A 16,294-nucleotide genomic window follows, 5' to 3' on the forward strand; every position below is an offset into this window, starting at 1 on the left:
AAGAAATTTTGTCACAAAATGTCGAAAAATTCATTTAAAAGCATTGAATTATATACACAATCGTAGTATTATAAGTTTCGCTTGATATATTAAATATTTCAGAAAACTCACAGAAATCAATCATCGATGGGGGAACTCGATTGTGAAATTATCATTTTCTTCCTATGCAGCAGTAGGAGTTATGTTATTTGCGTTATTTTTTGGCGCTGGAAATCTGATTTTTCCGGCAAGTTTAGGGCAAAATGCTGGGGAAAATCTTTGGCCAGCCGCAACAGGCTTTTTGATTACGGGTGTTGGCTTGCCACTTCTAGGAATCATTGCGATGAGCTTCTCAGGAAGCCGAAATTTACAAGAGCTAGCGACACGGGTGCATCCGTTATATGGAGTGTTTTTTACATCGTTACTATACTTAACGATCGGCCCATTCTTCGCCTCGCCTCGTACGGGTACAGTGGCATATGAGATTGGTATATCTTCTTTTGTGAGCGAGTCGTCTCAGCAACTAGCATTATTTATTTTTACCTTGTTATTCTTTTTAATCGTTTTGTTCTTTTCTTTAAAACCAGGAAAGTTAGTGGATACCATCGGAAAGTTGTTGGCACCTGGGTTGGTTGCGTTAATTGCAATCTTATTAATAACTGCTTTCGTCAATCCAATGGGTGAATTCCAAGCACCAGAAACACCTTATTCAGAAGGAGCATTTCTCACAGGATTCCTTGAAGGCTACAATACAATGGACGCTCTTTCGTCCTTAGTTTTCGGAATTATCGTAATCAATGCCATTTATGCGCTGGGTGTTACGTCAAAAAAAGATATCCTGCGGACGACGATTAAAGCCGGAAGCATAGCCGTATTACTTCTTGGTACGATTTATGTAGGAATTGCATATCTAGGAGCAACAAGTACACAGGTTCTTCCGATTTTTGATAATGGCGGACCAGTTTTAAGTGGAGCGGCATCACATTACTATGGAACATTTGGTTCAGTGTTGCTCGCAGTCGCGATTATCCTCGCCTGTTTAACAACAGCGATTGGATTGACTGTAGCAAACGCCCAATATTTCCATTCATTGTTTCCGAGAATTCGCTATGAAACGTATGTTGTTTTCTTTGCAACAATCACTTTTGCGATTGCAAACTTCGGACTGACAAATATAATTACCTATTCCGTACCGATTTTAATGTTTTTATATCCGTTAGCGATTGTTTTAATCCTTTTAACGTTTTTATCGCCGTTATTTAAGCATGCGCAACTTGTTTACATGACGACAATTGCTGTTACTTTTATCATCGGTTTTTTTGATGGGTTAAGATCGCTTTGCAATTCGTTGGGAATTGACTATTTCGATTGGATGAAACCGGTTTTAAATCTCTTTGAAACTTGGTTGCCTTTATATGAACAAGGGCTCGGATGGTTAGCGCCAGCTTTGATCTCCATCGTTATAACCGGTGTAATCAGTCGTGTTCAAATGAGCAAAGTATCTACTTCACGACAAACGACATTCAATAGCTGAAAATAAAAATTAAGAATCGGATAAATAGAAAGACGGCACCTGCCACGATTAGCTAGGTGCCGTTTTTGTTTGAAAATAGCTTTCTAATCGAAGGTAGCGAATAAAAATAGCTCTCTACCGTTGAATAGAAGCAGTCTAATAGAGGGTAATGCCTGAAAATAGCTCTCTATCGTTGAATAGAGGCTCTCTAATCGACGGTAGCACACAAAAATTTCTCTCTAACGTCGAATAGACGTGTTCAAATCGACGGTAGCGCGCGAAAATAGCTCTCCATCGTTGAATAGAGGCTCTCTAATCGATGGTAGCGCACAAAAATTTCTCTCTATCGTCGAATAGACGTGCTCAAAAGAAGAAACTTACTTAAATCCGAATACCGTTTACGAAGTACTCCAAGATTTCTTGTTCTTCTTCATTTAAATCACGCTGCAAAAGCAAAACCATTTCGCGGATCATAGAATTTGGTTCTCCTTGATGCTTTTCCGCTAACTTAGCACACATTCGTAACAACGATTGAAAGGATGAAAAATCATTTTTATTAAGTGGAGTAGGATGATGAGAAAGAAAGAATGTTTCAGCGTCGAACTCATCAATTCTGTTTAGTAGCTTCGTTATGTTTTCAGTCGTATAATGCCACTTCTCAGCATACATATTTGCATAGAGACAATCTCCGAGGAATAACATTCTCTCTTCAGGTACATAAATCAAAGTTGAGTCAGGTGAGTGGTCACCGCCAACATGCTCGATTATACAAGAAACCCCACCAAGATTTAGTTTAATTTGATGATCAAACGTAAGCGTCGGATTTGGAATAAAAATGTTTCGATCATCGTCTAATTCAAGTTTGATTGCCTCTGCACAAAACGGAATTTCGATTCCCTGTTCCACACGATGATCCAACGCTTGATCATCCCAAGAATATCCTTGCAGCTTTTGCATACCACTGAATGTCAGGTTGTTTGCAACGGAGGGCAGATTCATTTCTTGTAGACCAAATACGTGATCCCAGTGCCAATGGGTAATTGCTAATAAGTCACCAGAGATATTATGGGAACTGAGTTGCTTTTTGAACAATTTTGCATGTTCCGCTGAATTTCCGGCATCAATGAGAAGTGTATGTGTATCTCCAACAACCGCTACCAAAATTGGTCGGTCTGTTTCTGCATAAGGTGGAAGATAATAAAGTCGGTCAGAAAGCTGTTGTATGGTCTGCATAATATAATCTCCTAAAAAATATTTCTTCTATTATAAAGGAAGAAGGTTCTAATTGACCAACTATTGCATTGTGGATATTTTTTAGCTATGATAAAAACAGATATTTCTGATAATACTAAAGTTTTTGAATTTTAAATGACATATAGCTACTAGCTATAAAGGAGGAAATAAGAATGAGGTCCAATACAATTGCGGACACAATCAGACGGACAGCGAAACGGACTCCGAATAACACGGCAATCATTTATGAGAATCGTAAGTGGACGTATCAACAATTAGTTCAAGCAGTTACTCACGCTGCTCTTGAGTTGCAAGCAGAAGGAGTGAAAAAAGGGGACCGTGTTGCTGCTTATGGAAAAAAATCCGATTTATACGTAGTGCTTTATCTTGCGGCGGTTCGTTTAGGCGCGATTCATGTTCCGGTAAATTTCCAACTAAAAGGGGCGGAGTTGGACTATATTTTGAGTGATTCAGATCCTACCTTAGTTGTAGCCGATGGTGATCTTGCAACAGAGATCGAAAAGAATGAGAATAATCACCATCACAAAATAATCTATTTTGAAGATCACGTATTAGACTGGACAACAAAAAATGATGAGCCTTTAGAGGTCGACTTTGGAGTGGAAGACACAGATGTTGCTCAGTTACTTTACACTTCAGGAACGACTTCCAAACCAAAAGGTGCCATCATGACACATCGGGCGTTAGTCCATCATTATGTCAGTTGTATTCAAGGTTTGAATATTAAAGAATCGGACCGAGCGCTAAATAGTATGCCATTGTATCATTCTGCACAAATGCATGTTTTCATGCTTCCTGCCTTAATGGTTGGGGGCTGGAACAAAGTGTTGAAAGCTCCTGTACCTAATCAAGTTTTACAATCAATAGAAGAAGATGAGATCACTTCATTTTTTGCGGCACCAACGGCATGGGTTTCTTTAGCGAATCATCCTGAGTTCACAAATCATGATTTAAGTACACTGAAAAAAGCCTATTACGGTGCTTCGATTATGCCTGGTCCAGTATTAGAACGTTTGCAAAACCATCTTCCTGAATTAGGATTTTATAACGTGTTCGGTCAGTCCGAGATGGGTCCAGCCTGTACAGTCTTGCTTCCAGAAGAGCACAACGATCGTCCGAGTTCAGCAGGACGACCGCTTCTGTTCGTTGAAACACGAGTCGTTGATTCGGAAGGGAATGATGTTGCTGTTGGTGAGCCAGGCGAAATCGTTTACCGATCGCCGCATTTATGTCTAGGCTATTGGAACAAGCCAGAAGCAACAAGTGAAGCCTTTAAGGATGGGTGGTTCCACTCAGGTGATCTCGTAAAAATGGATGAAGAAGGTTATATCGAAGTGATTGACCGAGTAAAAGACGTCATTAATACGGGTGGTGTCGTCGTCGCTTTAAGAGAGATTGAGGATTGTATTTACCAATTGCCTCAAGTAGATGAAGTCGCTGTCGTCGGTGTTCCTGATGAAAGATGGATTGAAGCGTTAACCGCATTTGTCGTTAAAAAAGATGATGTCACTGAAGACGAAATCATTCAACATGTGAAGGAGAACCTCGCAAGTTTCAAAGTACCGAAACAAGTTGAGCTCGTCGATGAATTACCACGCAATGCCAGTGGAAAAATTTTAAAAAGACAACTCCGGGACGCCATAACAAAATAACAAACACTAACCTCTCGAATAAATTACTTCGAGGGGTTTTTTTGATGCTTTCCATAACATTTATGTATTTCTACAGTTCGAGTTTTTCATCCATAATCCGTAAACTTTCTTATCTGTTTGTTTCGTATTAAGATATATATAGGAGAGAAAGAAAGGAAGAAGCAAGATGTTTATGTTCGTCACGCGGTGGCTTTTTTATTTTATCGGATTATTGACATTTAGCTACGGAATTACGATTGCGCTTAGCATGCAACATCTGGGGATTCATCCATGGGACGTCCTTGCTGTAGCGTTATTTGAAAAATTAGGGTTATCCATTGGCTCATGGGCGATTATTATTTCATTAATCTTAATCATCGTCTCTTGGTTCTTGGATAAAAGTTATATTAAATTAGGTACATTTTTAAACGGTGTGCTTGTCGGTGCTTTTGTCGACTTATTTTTATGGATTGATTTTTTGCCAAATGCAAGCTTCACATGGACAGATTCACTTGTGATGATCGGTGGAATGATTATCATGGGCATTGGTGGTGGATTATATAATTCAGCGCAAGTCGGATCAGGTCCGAGAGATGGTTTTATGTTGTCGATTGCAGACAAAACGAATGCGCCAATCGGAAGAGTGCGAATCATTGTTGAAAGTTTTATCCTCCTTCTAGGATTGATTCTCGGAGGGCCTGTGTTTTGGTTCACACTTATTTTTACATTCGTTCAGAGCCCAGTATTTGCTTATTCATTCACAAGGTTTAAAACAGTATTATCTTTTATTGAACGTCGACACAATACAGCGAAAAATAAATCTGAAGCAGTATGAGTAAAAAAAGCCTAGTTATATGACAATAATCGAGAAATAGCTTACATTTCAATTACAAGTTCATTTTTAGTGTTTATGAATGCTTTATCGTGGAATGCTAATGTATATGACTAGTATTATACCGCTTAGTTAAGCTCGTTTTATCAGCGAATTCTTAATTACGTAAATGGGTTAATAATGAAAACCCTCGTTAAATGTGTCCAAACTTTAAACATTTCTGCAGAACGACCGTACTTGTTGACAGTTCCAGTCGTTTATTATAATATATATTTGATTGTAATTATTATTAATAAATATCTATTAGGAGGAATAATTACTATGTCATTAATCGGAAAAGAAGTACAACCATTTCAGGCGAAAGCTTATCATCCTGTAAACGATGAATTTATTGACGTTACAGAAGAGAACTTTAAAGGTCAGTGGAGTGTTGTTTGTTTTTACCCTGCAGACTTTTCATTCGTTTGTCCTACAGAACTTGAAGACCTTCAAGATCAGTATGACACATTGAAAGAGCTGGGTGTAGAAGTTTATTCTGTATCAACTGATACACATTTCGTACACAAAGGCTGGCACGATAACTCTGAAAAAATTGGTAAAATCAAATATCCAATGATTGGTGATCCATCAGGAATTGTTTCTCGTAATTTTGACGTATTAAACGAAGAGTCCGGTCTTGCAGATCGCGGTACTTTTGTCATTGATCCAGACGGTGTTATTCAGACAGTTGAAATTAACGCAGATGGAATTGGCCGTGACGCAAGTGTCATCGTTGATAAAGTAAAAGCAGCACAATATGTGCGTAAGAATCCAGGCGAAGTTTGCCCAGCTAAATGGGAAGAAGGATCTGAAACATTAACACCAAGTCTAGACTTAGTTGGTAAAATTTAAGGAGTGCGATAAGCATGCTTGAAGCAAATATTAAAGCACAATTAGAACAATACCTTCAGCTGCTCGAAAGTGATATTGTTTTAAAACTCAGTGTGGACACAGATGACGTGTCAACTAAAATGGAAGAGTTTGTGAATGAAATAGCTTCCATGTCATCGAAAATTACGGTTGAAAAGACAAGCTTAGAAAGAACACCAAGCTTTAGCGTAAATCGTGTTGGTGAAGACACTGGGATTGCATTTGCTGGCATTCCACTCGGTGAAGAGTTTACATCACTTGTATTGGCTTTACTGCAAGTTAGTGGAAGAGCACCTAAAGTCGATCAAAGTGTTATTGACCAAGTAAAAGAAGTGGAAGGCGAGTACCACTTTGAAACGTATGTAAGCCTTAGCTGTCATAACTGCCCAGATGTCGTACAAGCATTAAACATGATGAGCGTTCTCAATCCAGGTATTTCCCATACGATGATTGACGGAGCGACGAACAAAGAAGAAGTTGAAGCGAAAAACATCATGGCTGTACCGACAGTTATGTTAAACGGTGAAGAATTCGGTAGCGGACGTATGTCTGCAGAAGAAATTTTAGCTAAACTTGGTAGTGGACCAGATGCATCTGAGCTATCAGCGAAAGATCCATTCGACGTACTTGTTGTCGGTGGTGGACCAGCTGGTGCAAGTGCCGCTATTTATGCAGCACGTAAAGGAATCCGTACAGGTATTGTTACGGAGCGCTTAGGTGGTCAAGTGTTAGACACGATGAGCATTGAAAACTTCATCAGTGTCACAAAAACGGAAGGACCAAAGCTCGTTGCAAGCCTTGAAGAACATGTGAAAGATTACCCAATTGATATCATTAACTTACAACGTGTAAGTGGTATCGAGAAAAAAGACATGTTTGAAATCGAGCTTGAAAACGGTGCGGTTCTGAAAAGCCGTACAGTGATCGCTTCAACAGGAGCGAGCTGGCGTAAGCTTGGTATTCCGGGCGAAGCAGAATTCTCGAACAAAGGTGTTGCTTACTGTGCACACTGTGATGGTCCATTGTTTGAAGGGAAAGACGTTGCTGTTGTCGGCGGGGGTAACTCCGGCGTTGAAGCAGCAATTGACCTTGCAGGCATTGTAAACCACGTGACTGTTCTTGAATATTCTTCAGAATTGAAAGCAGACGAAGTTCTACAAAACAACCTAGCTAAACTTCCAAATGTGACTGTGATTACAAATGCTCAATCTACAGAAATCACAGGATCTGATCAAGTTGAAGGATTGAAATATATTGATCTGGAAACGAAGGAAGAAAAGCAAATTGACTTAGCAGGTGTGTTTGTTCAAATCGGTCTTGTTCCAAATACAGGTTGGCTTGGCGATAAAGTCGAGAAAAACCGTATTGGTGAGATTATCGTTGACAAACAAGGTTCTACGAATGTTCCAGGTCTTTTTGCAGCAGGTGATTGTACAGATGTATTCTACAATCAGATTATCGTTTCAATGGGCACAGGAGCGACCGCAGCATTAGGCGCTTTTGATCACCTCATTAGAAACCCTGTGGAAACAAAAGAAGAACAAGGTGAACCTGTAAGCACAAAATAAAATGAAGCAACCATTAGATCCTCATAAGAGTAGAGCGTATGGCATCTACTTTTATGAGGATTTCTTTATGGATGAGTGAGTGAGGAGAAAAAAACCAATACCTTAGTGAAATAAATGAAGCTGAGATATAAAAATGTTGATGCAAGATAATGATATAAACAGATATCAAGCGGGAGCGGCTTCTGACTGCTGAAGATTGCCTGCTTACTGTTGAAGCTTGCCTTCTGACTGCTGAAGTTAGGTCTCCCACGAAAGAGTTAGCCTATTAATTATCGGGCTCAATGCAATATAACTTCTATAATAAAAAAACAGCCACAGAATCTGCGATATGAAGGGCACTGCGATTTATGGTAAATGTCGCCTTATGACCTGTCGGTGGAAACGAATTTCTTGATGCCAATCAAATATAAAACCCGAACGATTTATTATATACTTAAATCGCTCGGGCTTTAATATCTTAACTTTTATAAATTCGGCTCTTCGTAATAGTAATCTACAGGAACAGGTGCGACTGCGGAACGCTCAAGAGCAGGTGTATCTTTTCTTGCAACTTGATAAACGGCTGATCCGACTATTTTTGCTACATCGAACATTTTTTCTTTGCTGATATAATCAATTAAATCCTCTTCTGTATGATACCAAGGTTCAAGCGGTGTATGAATAAATAGTGCCGCAGGAATGCCTAAATTATGAAATGGAACATGATCGCTTCGTCCAAGTTCACTGTATGGAACGAGTTCGCTAACTCGAGATCCAGCTGCAGCTCCCAGATCTGTGACTGTATTTTGTTCGCCATCAGCTGTAAACATAACTAAATCTCCTGCATCCGCGCTACCAACCATGTCTAACTGAAACATCGCTACTGTTTGTTCGGCCTCGGCTTCTGACATTGCTTCAGCATATCTTCTGGAACCCCATAGACCGTATTCTTCAGCTCCAAAAGCGACGAACTTAACGGTTGTATCTGTTGGAGCTTTTGAGAATACACGCGCTAATTCAAGTAAGACACCAGTACCTGATGCATCATCATTTGCACCTGGGCTCCAAGGAACTGAATCGTGGTGTGAACCAATAATAATTTGTTGGCCAGAGTCGTGGTTTTTCTTCGGCTCTTTAACCGCTTCAACATTATAAGAAGTGACTTCTTTTCCTCCTGATGAGAACGTAAATTCTTGTACATTGACTTCTTCGTAACCATAACTTTCGAATTGTTCTACCAGGTAATCAACAGTTTCAAGCTCAGCTTCTGTACCTGCACCACGTGGACCAATTTCTTCTGAAAGATGTGACACGTGTTCATAGATTCGGTCTTCATCAATCTTCTTGATGATTTTATTGTCAAATGCGTGGGCAGAACCTCCTTTTCCATTATGATTAGCTGCTAGGCCAGGTGTTGTCCAAACCATGAGTAAAACAAGAACCATACTCAAAAGCCTAAATTGTTTCAATCCAATCACTTCCTTTCATGTGGTTGATTGTATGTATTCTGTCTTAAAGAAAAGAATCCTGTTAACAATCAGAAAATGATAAGAAAGTAATAAAGACCTCAATGCATTTGCTACTTAAGTAGGAAGAAAAAGAAGATGAAAGTCGTAGGTAAATGGTTAGCTTATGAAATGAAAGAAACAGAAATAATAAAATGCATCATCAATTTTTGTTGATATTCTTGGATTTAATGATTAAAATGAAGCATGGTATAAATGAATCTTAAATAGCGAACTAGCGAAAAACGAAAGAATGAGGAGATTCAATATGAAAGAAAATTTCTGGCGTGATTTACCACGACCATTTTTTATATTAGCACCGATGGAAGATGTAACAGATGTTGTTTTTCGACATGTCGTCAGTGAAGCGGCAAGACCGGATGTGTTTTTTACAGAGTTTACGAATACAGAGAGCTATTGCCACCCAAAAGGAAGACAAAGTGTGCGTGGCCGTCTGACATATACGGAGGACGAGCAACCGATCGTCGCTCATATTTGGGGTGACAAGCCAGCGTATTTCCGAGAAATGAGTATTGGTATGGCGAAGGAAGGCTTTCGTGGAATCGACATTAATATGGGATGCCCTGTTCAAAATGTCGCAGGAAACGGTAAAGGTTGTGGGCTGATTCGTCGTCCGGATGTAGCGGCCGAGATTATTGAAGCGGCTAAAGCGGGTGGACTCCCGGTCAGTGTGAAAACAAGACTCGGTTACACGCGCGTTGATGAATGGCGAGACTGGCTAACGCACATTTTGAAGCAAGATATCGTCAATTTATCGATTCATCTCCGTACAAAAAAAGAGATGAGCGATGTCGATGCGCACTGGGAATTAATTCCAGAAATTAAAAAGCTTCGAGATGAAATTGCACCGGATACATTGTTGACGATTAACGGTGATATTCCTGACCGTCAGAAAGGGTTGGAACTCGTTGAACAATATGGTGTGGATGGTGTCATGATCGGTCGAGGGATTTTTAAAAATCCGTTCGCATTCGAGAAAGAGAAGAAAGAGCATACACACAAGGAATCGTTGGATTTATTGAGATTACATCTCGATTTATTTGATCAATATGCTGAGCAGATGGAAACACGTCCGTTCAAGACATTGCGAAGATTCTTTAAAATTTACGTTAAAGGTTTCCGCGGAGCAGGTGAATTACGAAATCGATTGATGATGACGGAAACGACCGATGAGGTTCGTGAGTTGATCAACGAATATATGGATTAACTAAAACATCTCCTCTCTTTGGTTTGCAAGAGAAGAGATGTTTTTTTATTCAGATACGGTTTTGGCGCGAGATATTTTTTAGGTAAGTCTAACAATGGAGAGGGGGCTATTTACCGAAGCAATAGTTAATGCTTCCTTAAGCTATATCTACCTATTTTGTATTACAGTAGGTTCATTTTCGCTTATTATTTCGATAATCTGATCCATTAAATAGATATGATGCTCTAAATGTATATCGGTACTCCCAAGTGTTGGCAGCGTATCATACCAATCGATAAAACTTGATTTGTTGGATTTGAAAAAAAGAAAATTGGTCAAAGGTCCTTTTTCTGAACCACCTAAATACTTTTGTATCGCATTCTGTGTGGGTATACTGAGATCAACGCGACTTGCTTCAGGTGTCACTCTAATTGCAAGCACTTCATGGAAAGAATAGGAGAGCTTGAATTGATGGTTGTCATTTGTATCTATAATCATTTCAACATTCGGGTAGTGTGTAATCTGTATAAGGTTTAGGGGTGGTTCGTATGATATCGGTATGGGTTGCCAAACCTCAAAAATGTCATTACTCATCTGTATAGCTCCTTAATAATAACGAATTTTATCAAATTGTGTGCCATAAATTCCATTGTAATCCCCAGTGTACTAAACTTATTATAAGAAAAAACCCATTCTATTACATTATTATGAATATTCAATGTAATTATAATAGGAAAATATTATTAAGTAAACTTGTTTAACTAATTGTATTTAGGAGCCGGCGAGCTAAGGAAACGACTGATGACGACTGAAACAATCGATGAGGTCCGTGAGTTGATCGATCAATATTAAGACGATTGGCCTTTTATATACACATATTCAAAATATGAAAAAAGCCAGTTACCGAAGTATCGGTAACTGGCTTCTTACATACTAGATTGTTTATTCACTTCGGTCTTGCATTCGTTCGTCTTCGCTCAAGGTACCGATGCCTTTCATCGCAGTACCTAGGTCTTTTGAAAGTTCAGCAATTAACTTATAATCCTTATAATTAGCTGTTGCTTGTACAATTGCTTCTGCAAACTTTTGTGGATTATCGGATTTGAAAATACCTGAGCCGACAAATACTCCGTCAGCACCAAGCTCCATCATTAACGCGGCATCAGAAGGTGTTGCAACACCACCTGCTGCAAAGTTATTGACAGGCAGACGACCTTCTTTTTGAATTGTCAAAAGCAGCTCATAGGGTGCCTGGATATTTCTCGCAAATGTCATCACTTCATCTTCGGACATCGAGGCAAGCTGTCTAATTTCTCCTTGCACTTGTCTAAGATGGCGGACTGCTTCTACAATATTGCCTGTCCCGGGCTCTCCTTTTGTCCGAAGCATGGAAGCCCCTTCTCCGATTCGGCGTGCTGCTTCCCCGAGGTTACGGCACCCGCATACGAATGGTACTGTGTAATCTGATTTTTTTAAATGAAATACATCATCTGCTGGTGTGAGAACTTCACTTTCATCTATATAATCGACACCGATTGCTTCAAGAACACGCGCTTCTACAATATGGCCGATTCTGCCTTTCGCCATGACAGGAATGGATACAGCATTCATCACTTCTTCAGTGATTGTCGGGTCAGCCATACGTGCAACACCGCCCGCTGCTCTGATATCTGAAGGTACACGTTCTAGTGCCATAACCGCGACTGCCCCTGAGGCTTCTGCAATTTTTGCTTGTTCAGCATTCACGACGTCCATGATAACGCCGCCTTTAGGTATTTCTGTTTCGAATTTCGCCATTTGTCCTCATCCCCCTGTAATCCGTCTATTTAAGACTGTCTCTCAAAACGATATTATATCACTTGAAACTAGCTTTTAACAGGACTGGTTGCTACCATCGTATCTCACTATTTATGTCCAATGATTGTTGGGCAAGGATTTATAGCTTTAACGGCTGTTATTAACGGCGTATCACATATCAAAGAAAGCAGATATAAAAGCAAATGACGACGACCAATCCTACTTCATTATTTTTTAATAAATGAAATTCTCTAAAAATTCTAGTAATATATTGCATTTCGCATAAAGAAGTAGTATTATGTTTTTAACCGATATATTGCATATTACTAAAACTAATCATCTTAGGAGGAAACTTATCGTGAAATTGTCTTTTTCATCTTACGCAGCAGTTGGAGTTATGTTATTCGCACTATTTTTTGGTGCTGGAAATCTGATTTTTCCAGCAAGCTTAGGTCAAAACGCAGGAACGAATCTTTGGCCAGCAGCAATTGGGTTCTTAATTACCGGAGTAGGTTTACCTCTTCTTGGAATCATCGCCATGAGTTTTTCAGGGAGCCGTAACTTGCAGGAACTTGCAACACGAGTACACCCGGTTTATGCCGTGTTCTTTACATCTTTACTTTATTTGACGATTGGACCGTTCTTTGCATCTCCTCGTACAGGAACTGTCGCATTTGAAGTTGGTTTTTCATCTTTCGTCAGTGAATCGTCTCAACAATTATGGTTATTTATTTTTACGTTAATATTCTTTGCAATTGTTCTATTTTTTTCATTAAAACCTGGTAAATTGGTTGATACAGTTGGTAAAATGCTGGCACCTGGATTGGTTGCATTAATCGCGATCCTATTGGTCACCGCTTTTGTTAGTCCGATGGGTGAGATTCAAGCACCGCAAGATTCTTATTCAAGCGGAGCCTTCGTAACGGGATTCCTCGAAGGTTATAATACGATGGATGCCTTGGCGTCATTAGTGTTCGGGATTATCGTCATCAATGCTATTCGTTCCATGGGTGTCACATCGAAAACAGACATTCTTAAAACAACGATTAAAGCGGGAAGTATTGCGGTCTTGCTATTAGGATCGATCTATGTGGGAATTGCTTACCTTGGTGCTACTAGTACCCAAGTCCTGCCGTTTTTTGATAATGGTGGACCTGTCTTGAGCGGAGCAGCCTCTCATTACTTTGGTACATTTGGCTCTGTCCTGTTAGCGGTCGCGATTACCTTGGCTTGTTTAACGACAGCCATTGGCCTGACCGTAGCAAACGCACAGTATTTCAATACACTATTTCCGAAATTCAGTTATAAAACATTGGTTGTTTTCTTTGCAACGATTACGTTTGTCATTGCCAACTTCGGATTGACGAATATCATTACGTATTCTATTCCGGTCTTGATGTTCTTGTACCCATTGGCGATTGTCTTGATGATTTTGACATTTTTGTCTCCTTTGTTCAATCATGATCGCATCGTCTATCAAGCTACGATTGCTGTAACGTTTTTGATTAGTATTTTTGATGGGCTTCAGTCGCTAACTAAATCATTAGGAATCGAAAATTTCAGTTGGATGCAGCCAATTATAAACTTTTATGAACAAGCCCTTCCTCTATACGGTCAAGGTCTTGGATGGCTGTTGCCTGCAATTGTTACTATTGTAGTCACCGGAGTCATTACTCGCTTCAGAAAAGAAACGACAGTTGAGGCTCAAGCTTCATAAAACACTTAAAAAAACCGGTTCCTCTAGGAGCCGGTTTTTTGATGCTATATTATTTAAATTCTTTTAATGTTCGTAGCCAATTCTCTTTCATAACTGTTGCAGCTTCGTCTTTATTTCCGTTTTTCATCGCCTCAATAATCAAACGATGCTCTTCAATGGACTTTTCTGTTAACTCAATCGAATTATAGAAAAAGTGGCGTCGTACATGTGCTTGTAAGGATTTTAATACGGTTTGGATATAATTGTTATTCGTTATGTCAACAATCAATTGGTGAAATTCTTCATCGACCTTCAGTGCAGCATAGTCATTATTCGAATGGATGGCTTGAGCGAACCGATCGTTGATTTGTTCGAGTTGAAAAATGTGATCTTCCGTCAATTGATCTGTCGCCAATTCGGCGGATAAAGACTGTAATGCCGCCAAAGGGGGGAGAAGGTCATTAATCGCTTCCCGTTCAATTTTGGTGACTTGTGTTGCTTTAGCCGGAAACATTTTGACAAAACCGTGTGCTTCCAAAAGTTGCAAAGATTCACGAACCGGAGTTCTGCTGACACCTAGCGATTTGGCTAGTTCGGAATCATTTAGTTTTTCGCCAGGGAGCAATGTTCCATCGATAATCCACTGTTGAATTTGGTTGAATGCGCTTTCTTTAGCGGATTGGCGAACAGGTTTGGAGTGATTTGCAGGTACTGGCATCCTACTTCTCCTCTCTAGATACTTTTTTAGTATATTTATAGTATACAGGAAAAATCTATCTAATGGAATATGCGATATATCAGTGATTTTATAGTGAGATATAAAATGATAGAGACGAGCTTAAAATGTATTTCCTCGGCTCGTCTCTAAAAGTCAATTTTGACGGACGGTGACTGATCACTTTTTTTAGTCAAAATTTATACGTTTTACGAGGGAAGTGAGCCAGCTTTAACTAGCAATTAATATAATTTCCTTAGTTCTTCTCTCGCCTCTTCAGAAAGCGACCCACCAATATCCATTAATTCCACGATATCTTTAAACGCTCTTTCGGGGATGGCTAAATCAGGAACTTCTTCTGCGGTGAACCCTAAGTCAATTTCATCCTCGCGGCCTTCTTGAAGTTTAGACACGAATTCAGGCTCCGTCACAAATGGAGTGGACATGCCGACCATATCCGCAAATTGCATTGCTTCCATAGCTTTTTCGGGCGAATTAATGCCGCCCGTTGCCATAACTGGAACCCGTTCAGATAGGTGATCATAGACAACGCGATTCATGTATTCACCTTTGAATTTTCCTTGACGGAGGGTTTGTTTGTAAATGCTTTTCCCCCAGCTGGCAGTCGCTAAATAATGGATTGTGGAGACTTCCATAATTCGGTTCATAAAGTCGATAAACTCTTCGGCGCTATAGCCGATGTCATTGCCTCGCGTTTCTTCGGGCGTCCCTCTGAATCCGAGGATAAAATCGGATGGCGCTTCTTCGTCAATGACTTTCTGGACCGCTTCCATCACTTCGACCCCGAAGCGGGAACGGTTTTCAAGATTCTGTGGTCCGTATTCATCGTCACGTTCATTCGAAAACGTAGAAAAAAACGTCTGGATTAATAGTCGCTGGGCACTGGAAATTTCCACGCCATCGAAACCTGCGGCAATCGCCCGCCGGGTGGCGTCAGCATATTGCGTGATCACGTGCTTGATTTTACGCTTGGACATCGGTAACACCGTATGTTCGACAGGGGTTTTCAATTCCATTTTACTTGGTCCGTAAACAACGCCGAAATCCTTCAATGAAATTTTTGAAAATCGCCCAGCGTGTGTCAGCTGAATGATTGCTTTCGCACCGTCTTTTTTCATCGCTTGAGCAAGTTTTTTCAAGCCTTCGATGCTACGGTCATCATCGATACTAAATCCGTACTCGAATAACTGACCATACGGTTCAATATAGGCTGCACCGGTGATCTGCAGTGGCGCAGACCCTGCACGACGCTCTGCATAAGCTAAATCCTCTTCGGTCACATAGCCTTCACTAGTCGAAGAGTTCGTAACCATTGGGGATAAAACAAAGCGATTATCTAATGGAACACCATTCGGTAGAGTAATAGATTTGAATAAACGTTGGAATTGTTCGGATGTTTTCATATGTATGGACTCATACCTTTCGTGTTGATTTTGGTAATTTAAGTATACCATCTGTTAATGAAAATTAAATGAGTTAGATTATTAACATATTTTGAGCCCTTAGTTGACCGAAATCTGTCGATTAGTGTAGAAAGTGAAATTTATATTTTTTATTGCTTTTTACATTTAATAAGTAATAAAAAATGAAAAGATAAATTATTTATTAAGGGAATCAATTTCATAATTGCTCTTTTTAAAAATACAAAGACTTCTCCAATGTTTTGAATTGCATTTTTAAAAACAGAA

The 16,294-nt window shown here is 39.7% G+C and carries 13 protein-coding genes; 7 read left to right on the forward strand and 6 right to left on the reverse strand.

Annotation, left to right across the window (positions count from 1 at the left end):
- Positions 1 to 142: 142 nt before the first annotated feature.
- Entirely contained in the window at positions 143 to 1,513 is a 1,371-nt protein-coding gene (gene brnQ / locus KC820_RS11170) for a branched-chain amino acid transport system II carrier protein (protein WP_212371072.1), read from the forward strand.
- 360 nt (positions 1,514 to 1,873) lie between these two features.
- Here the strand turns inward: brnQ (KC820_RS11170) and KC820_RS11175 are convergent, their stop codons facing one another.
- On the reverse strand, positions 1,874 to 2,725 hold the full coding sequence (locus KC820_RS11175; RefSeq protein ID WP_212371074.1) for an MBL fold metallo-hydrolase: 852 nt from the start codon (positions 2,723 to 2,725) through the stop codon (positions 1,874 to 1,876).
- Positions 2,726 to 2,898: 173 nt separating this feature from the next.
- On the opposite strand from KC820_RS11175, the gene KC820_RS11180 reads away from it, so the two are divergent.
- From KC820_RS11180 to ahpF, 4 genes are all read left to right on the forward strand, one after another.
- Entirely contained in the window at positions 2,899 to 4,398 is a 1,500-nt protein-coding gene (locus tag KC820_RS11180; RefSeq protein WP_212371076.1) for a fatty acyl-CoA synthetase, read from the forward strand.
- Positions 4,399 to 4,564: 166 nt separating this feature from the next.
- Positions 4,565 to 5,212 carry a YczE/YyaS/YitT family protein gene (locus KC820_RS11185; RefSeq protein ID WP_236782650.1) on the forward strand — a complete coding sequence of 216 codons (648 nt, stop codon included), beginning with the start codon at positions 4,565 to 4,567 and terminating at the stop codon, positions 5,210 to 5,212.
- A 318-nt stretch (positions 5,213 to 5,530) separates the two neighbouring features.
- Positions 5,531 to 6,100 carry an alkyl hydroperoxide reductase subunit C gene (gene ahpC, locus KC820_RS11190; protein ID WP_144163655.1) on the forward strand — a complete coding sequence of 190 codons (570 nt, stop codon included), beginning with the start codon at positions 5,531 to 5,533 and terminating at the stop codon, positions 6,098 to 6,100.
- Positions 6,101 to 6,114: 14 nt separating this feature from the next.
- Positions 6,115 to 7,686: an alkyl hydroperoxide reductase subunit F gene (ahpF, locus tag KC820_RS11195; RefSeq protein ID WP_212371078.1), complete on the forward strand. Its 1,572-nt coding sequence runs from the start codon at positions 6,115 to 6,117 to the stop codon at positions 7,684 to 7,686.
- 464 nt (positions 7,687 to 8,150) lie between these two features.
- Here ahpF and KC820_RS11200 read toward each other — a convergent pair whose 3' ends face one another.
- Positions 8,151 to 9,134, reverse strand: a complete 984-nt coding sequence (locus tag KC820_RS11200) for a M28 family peptidase (RefSeq protein ID WP_236782651.1) — start codon at positions 9,132 to 9,134, stop codon at positions 8,151 to 8,153.
- A 304-nt stretch (positions 9,135 to 9,438) separates the two neighbouring features.
- Here KC820_RS11200 and KC820_RS11205 point away from each other — a divergent pair, with 304 nt between their 5' ends.
- Positions 9,439 to 10,398 (forward strand): tRNA dihydrouridine synthase, encoded by a 960-nt coding sequence (locus KC820_RS11205; RefSeq protein ID WP_144089194.1) that lies wholly within the window; start codon positions 9,439 to 9,441, stop codon positions 10,396 to 10,398.
- A 147-nt stretch (positions 10,399 to 10,545) separates the two neighbouring features.
- Here the strand turns inward: KC820_RS11205 and KC820_RS11210 are convergent, their stop codons facing one another.
- The gene (locus KC820_RS11210) at positions 10,546 to 10,971 is read right to left on the reverse strand and encodes a hypothetical protein (protein WP_212371080.1); all 426 of its coding nucleotides are present in this window, start codon (positions 10,969 to 10,971) and stop codon (positions 10,546 to 10,548) included.
- A gap of 348 nt (positions 10,972 to 11,319) precedes the next feature.
- Positions 11,320 to 12,174, reverse strand: coding sequence for a pyridoxal 5'-phosphate synthase lyase subunit PdxS (pdxS, locus tag KC820_RS11215; protein WP_212371082.1), 855 nt, complete (start codon positions 12,172 to 12,174; stop codon positions 11,320 to 11,322).
- Between the two features lie 358 nt (positions 12,175 to 12,532).
- Here pdxS and brnQ (KC820_RS11220) point away from each other — a divergent pair, with 358 nt between their 5' ends.
- Complete coding sequence (brnQ, locus tag KC820_RS11220) at positions 12,533 to 13,891, forward strand: branched-chain amino acid transport system II carrier protein (protein ID WP_377862697.1); 1,359 nt, start codon at positions 12,533 to 12,535, stop codon at positions 13,889 to 13,891.
- Between the two features lie 49 nt (positions 13,892 to 13,940).
- Here brnQ (KC820_RS11220) and KC820_RS11225 read toward each other — a convergent pair whose 3' ends face one another.
- Positions 13,941 to 14,588 carry a GntR family transcriptional regulator gene (locus tag KC820_RS11225; RefSeq protein WP_144089198.1) on the reverse strand — a complete coding sequence of 216 codons (648 nt, stop codon included), beginning with the start codon at positions 14,586 to 14,588 and terminating at the stop codon, positions 13,941 to 13,943.
- Between the two features lie 239 nt (positions 14,589 to 14,827).
- Positions 14,828 to 16,009 (reverse strand): NADH-dependent flavin oxidoreductase, encoded by a 1,182-nt coding sequence (locus KC820_RS11230; RefSeq protein ID WP_212371086.1) that lies wholly within the window; start codon positions 16,007 to 16,009, stop codon positions 14,828 to 14,830.
- Positions 16,010 to 16,294 lie beyond the last annotated feature (285 nt).

This window comes from Allobacillus saliphilus (assembly GCF_018138385.1).
In the GTDB taxonomy this organism is placed as follows: domain Bacteria; phylum Bacillota; class Bacilli; order Bacillales; family Alkalibacillaceae; genus Allobacillus; species Allobacillus saliphilus.

What these genes read in the sequence shown, in the direction of transcription:
- KC820_RS11210 (WP_212371080.1), bottom strand. Translation starts at nt 10,971, where the DNA reads ATGAGTAATGACATTTTTGAGGTTTGGCAACCCATACCGATATCATAC.
- KC820_RS11230 (WP_212371086.1), bottom strand. Translation starts at nt 16,009, where the DNA reads ATGAAAACATCCGAACAATTCCAACGTTTATTCAAATCTATTACTCTA.
- KC820_RS11180 (WP_212371076.1), top strand. Translation starts at nt 2,899, where the DNA reads ATGAGGTCCAATACAATTGCGGACACAATCAGACGGACAGCGAAACGG.
- ahpF (WP_212371078.1), top strand. Translation starts at nt 6,115, where the DNA reads ATGCTTGAAGCAAATATTAAAGCACAATTAGAACAATACCTTCAGCTG.
- KC820_RS11225 (WP_144089198.1), bottom strand. Translation starts at nt 14,588, where the DNA reads ATGCCAGTACCTGCAAATCACTCCAAACCTGTTCGCCAATCCGCTAAA.
- pdxS (WP_212371082.1), bottom strand. Translation starts at nt 12,174, where the DNA reads ATGGCGAAATTCGAAACAGAAATACCTAAAGGCGGCGTTATCATGGAC.
- KC820_RS11205 (WP_144089194.1), top strand. Translation starts at nt 9,439, where the DNA reads ATGAAAGAAAATTTCTGGCGTGATTTACCACGACCATTTTTTATATTA.
- KC820_RS11185 (WP_236782650.1), top strand. Translation starts at nt 4,565, where the DNA reads ATGTTTATGTTCGTCACGCGGTGGCTTTTTTATTTTATCGGATTATTG.
- KC820_RS11175 (WP_212371074.1), bottom strand. Translation starts at nt 2,725, where the DNA reads ATGCAGACCATACAACAGCTTTCTGACCGACTTTATTATCTTCCACCT.
- ahpC (WP_144163655.1), top strand. Translation starts at nt 5,531, where the DNA reads ATGTCATTAATCGGAAAAGAAGTACAACCATTTCAGGCGAAAGCTTAT.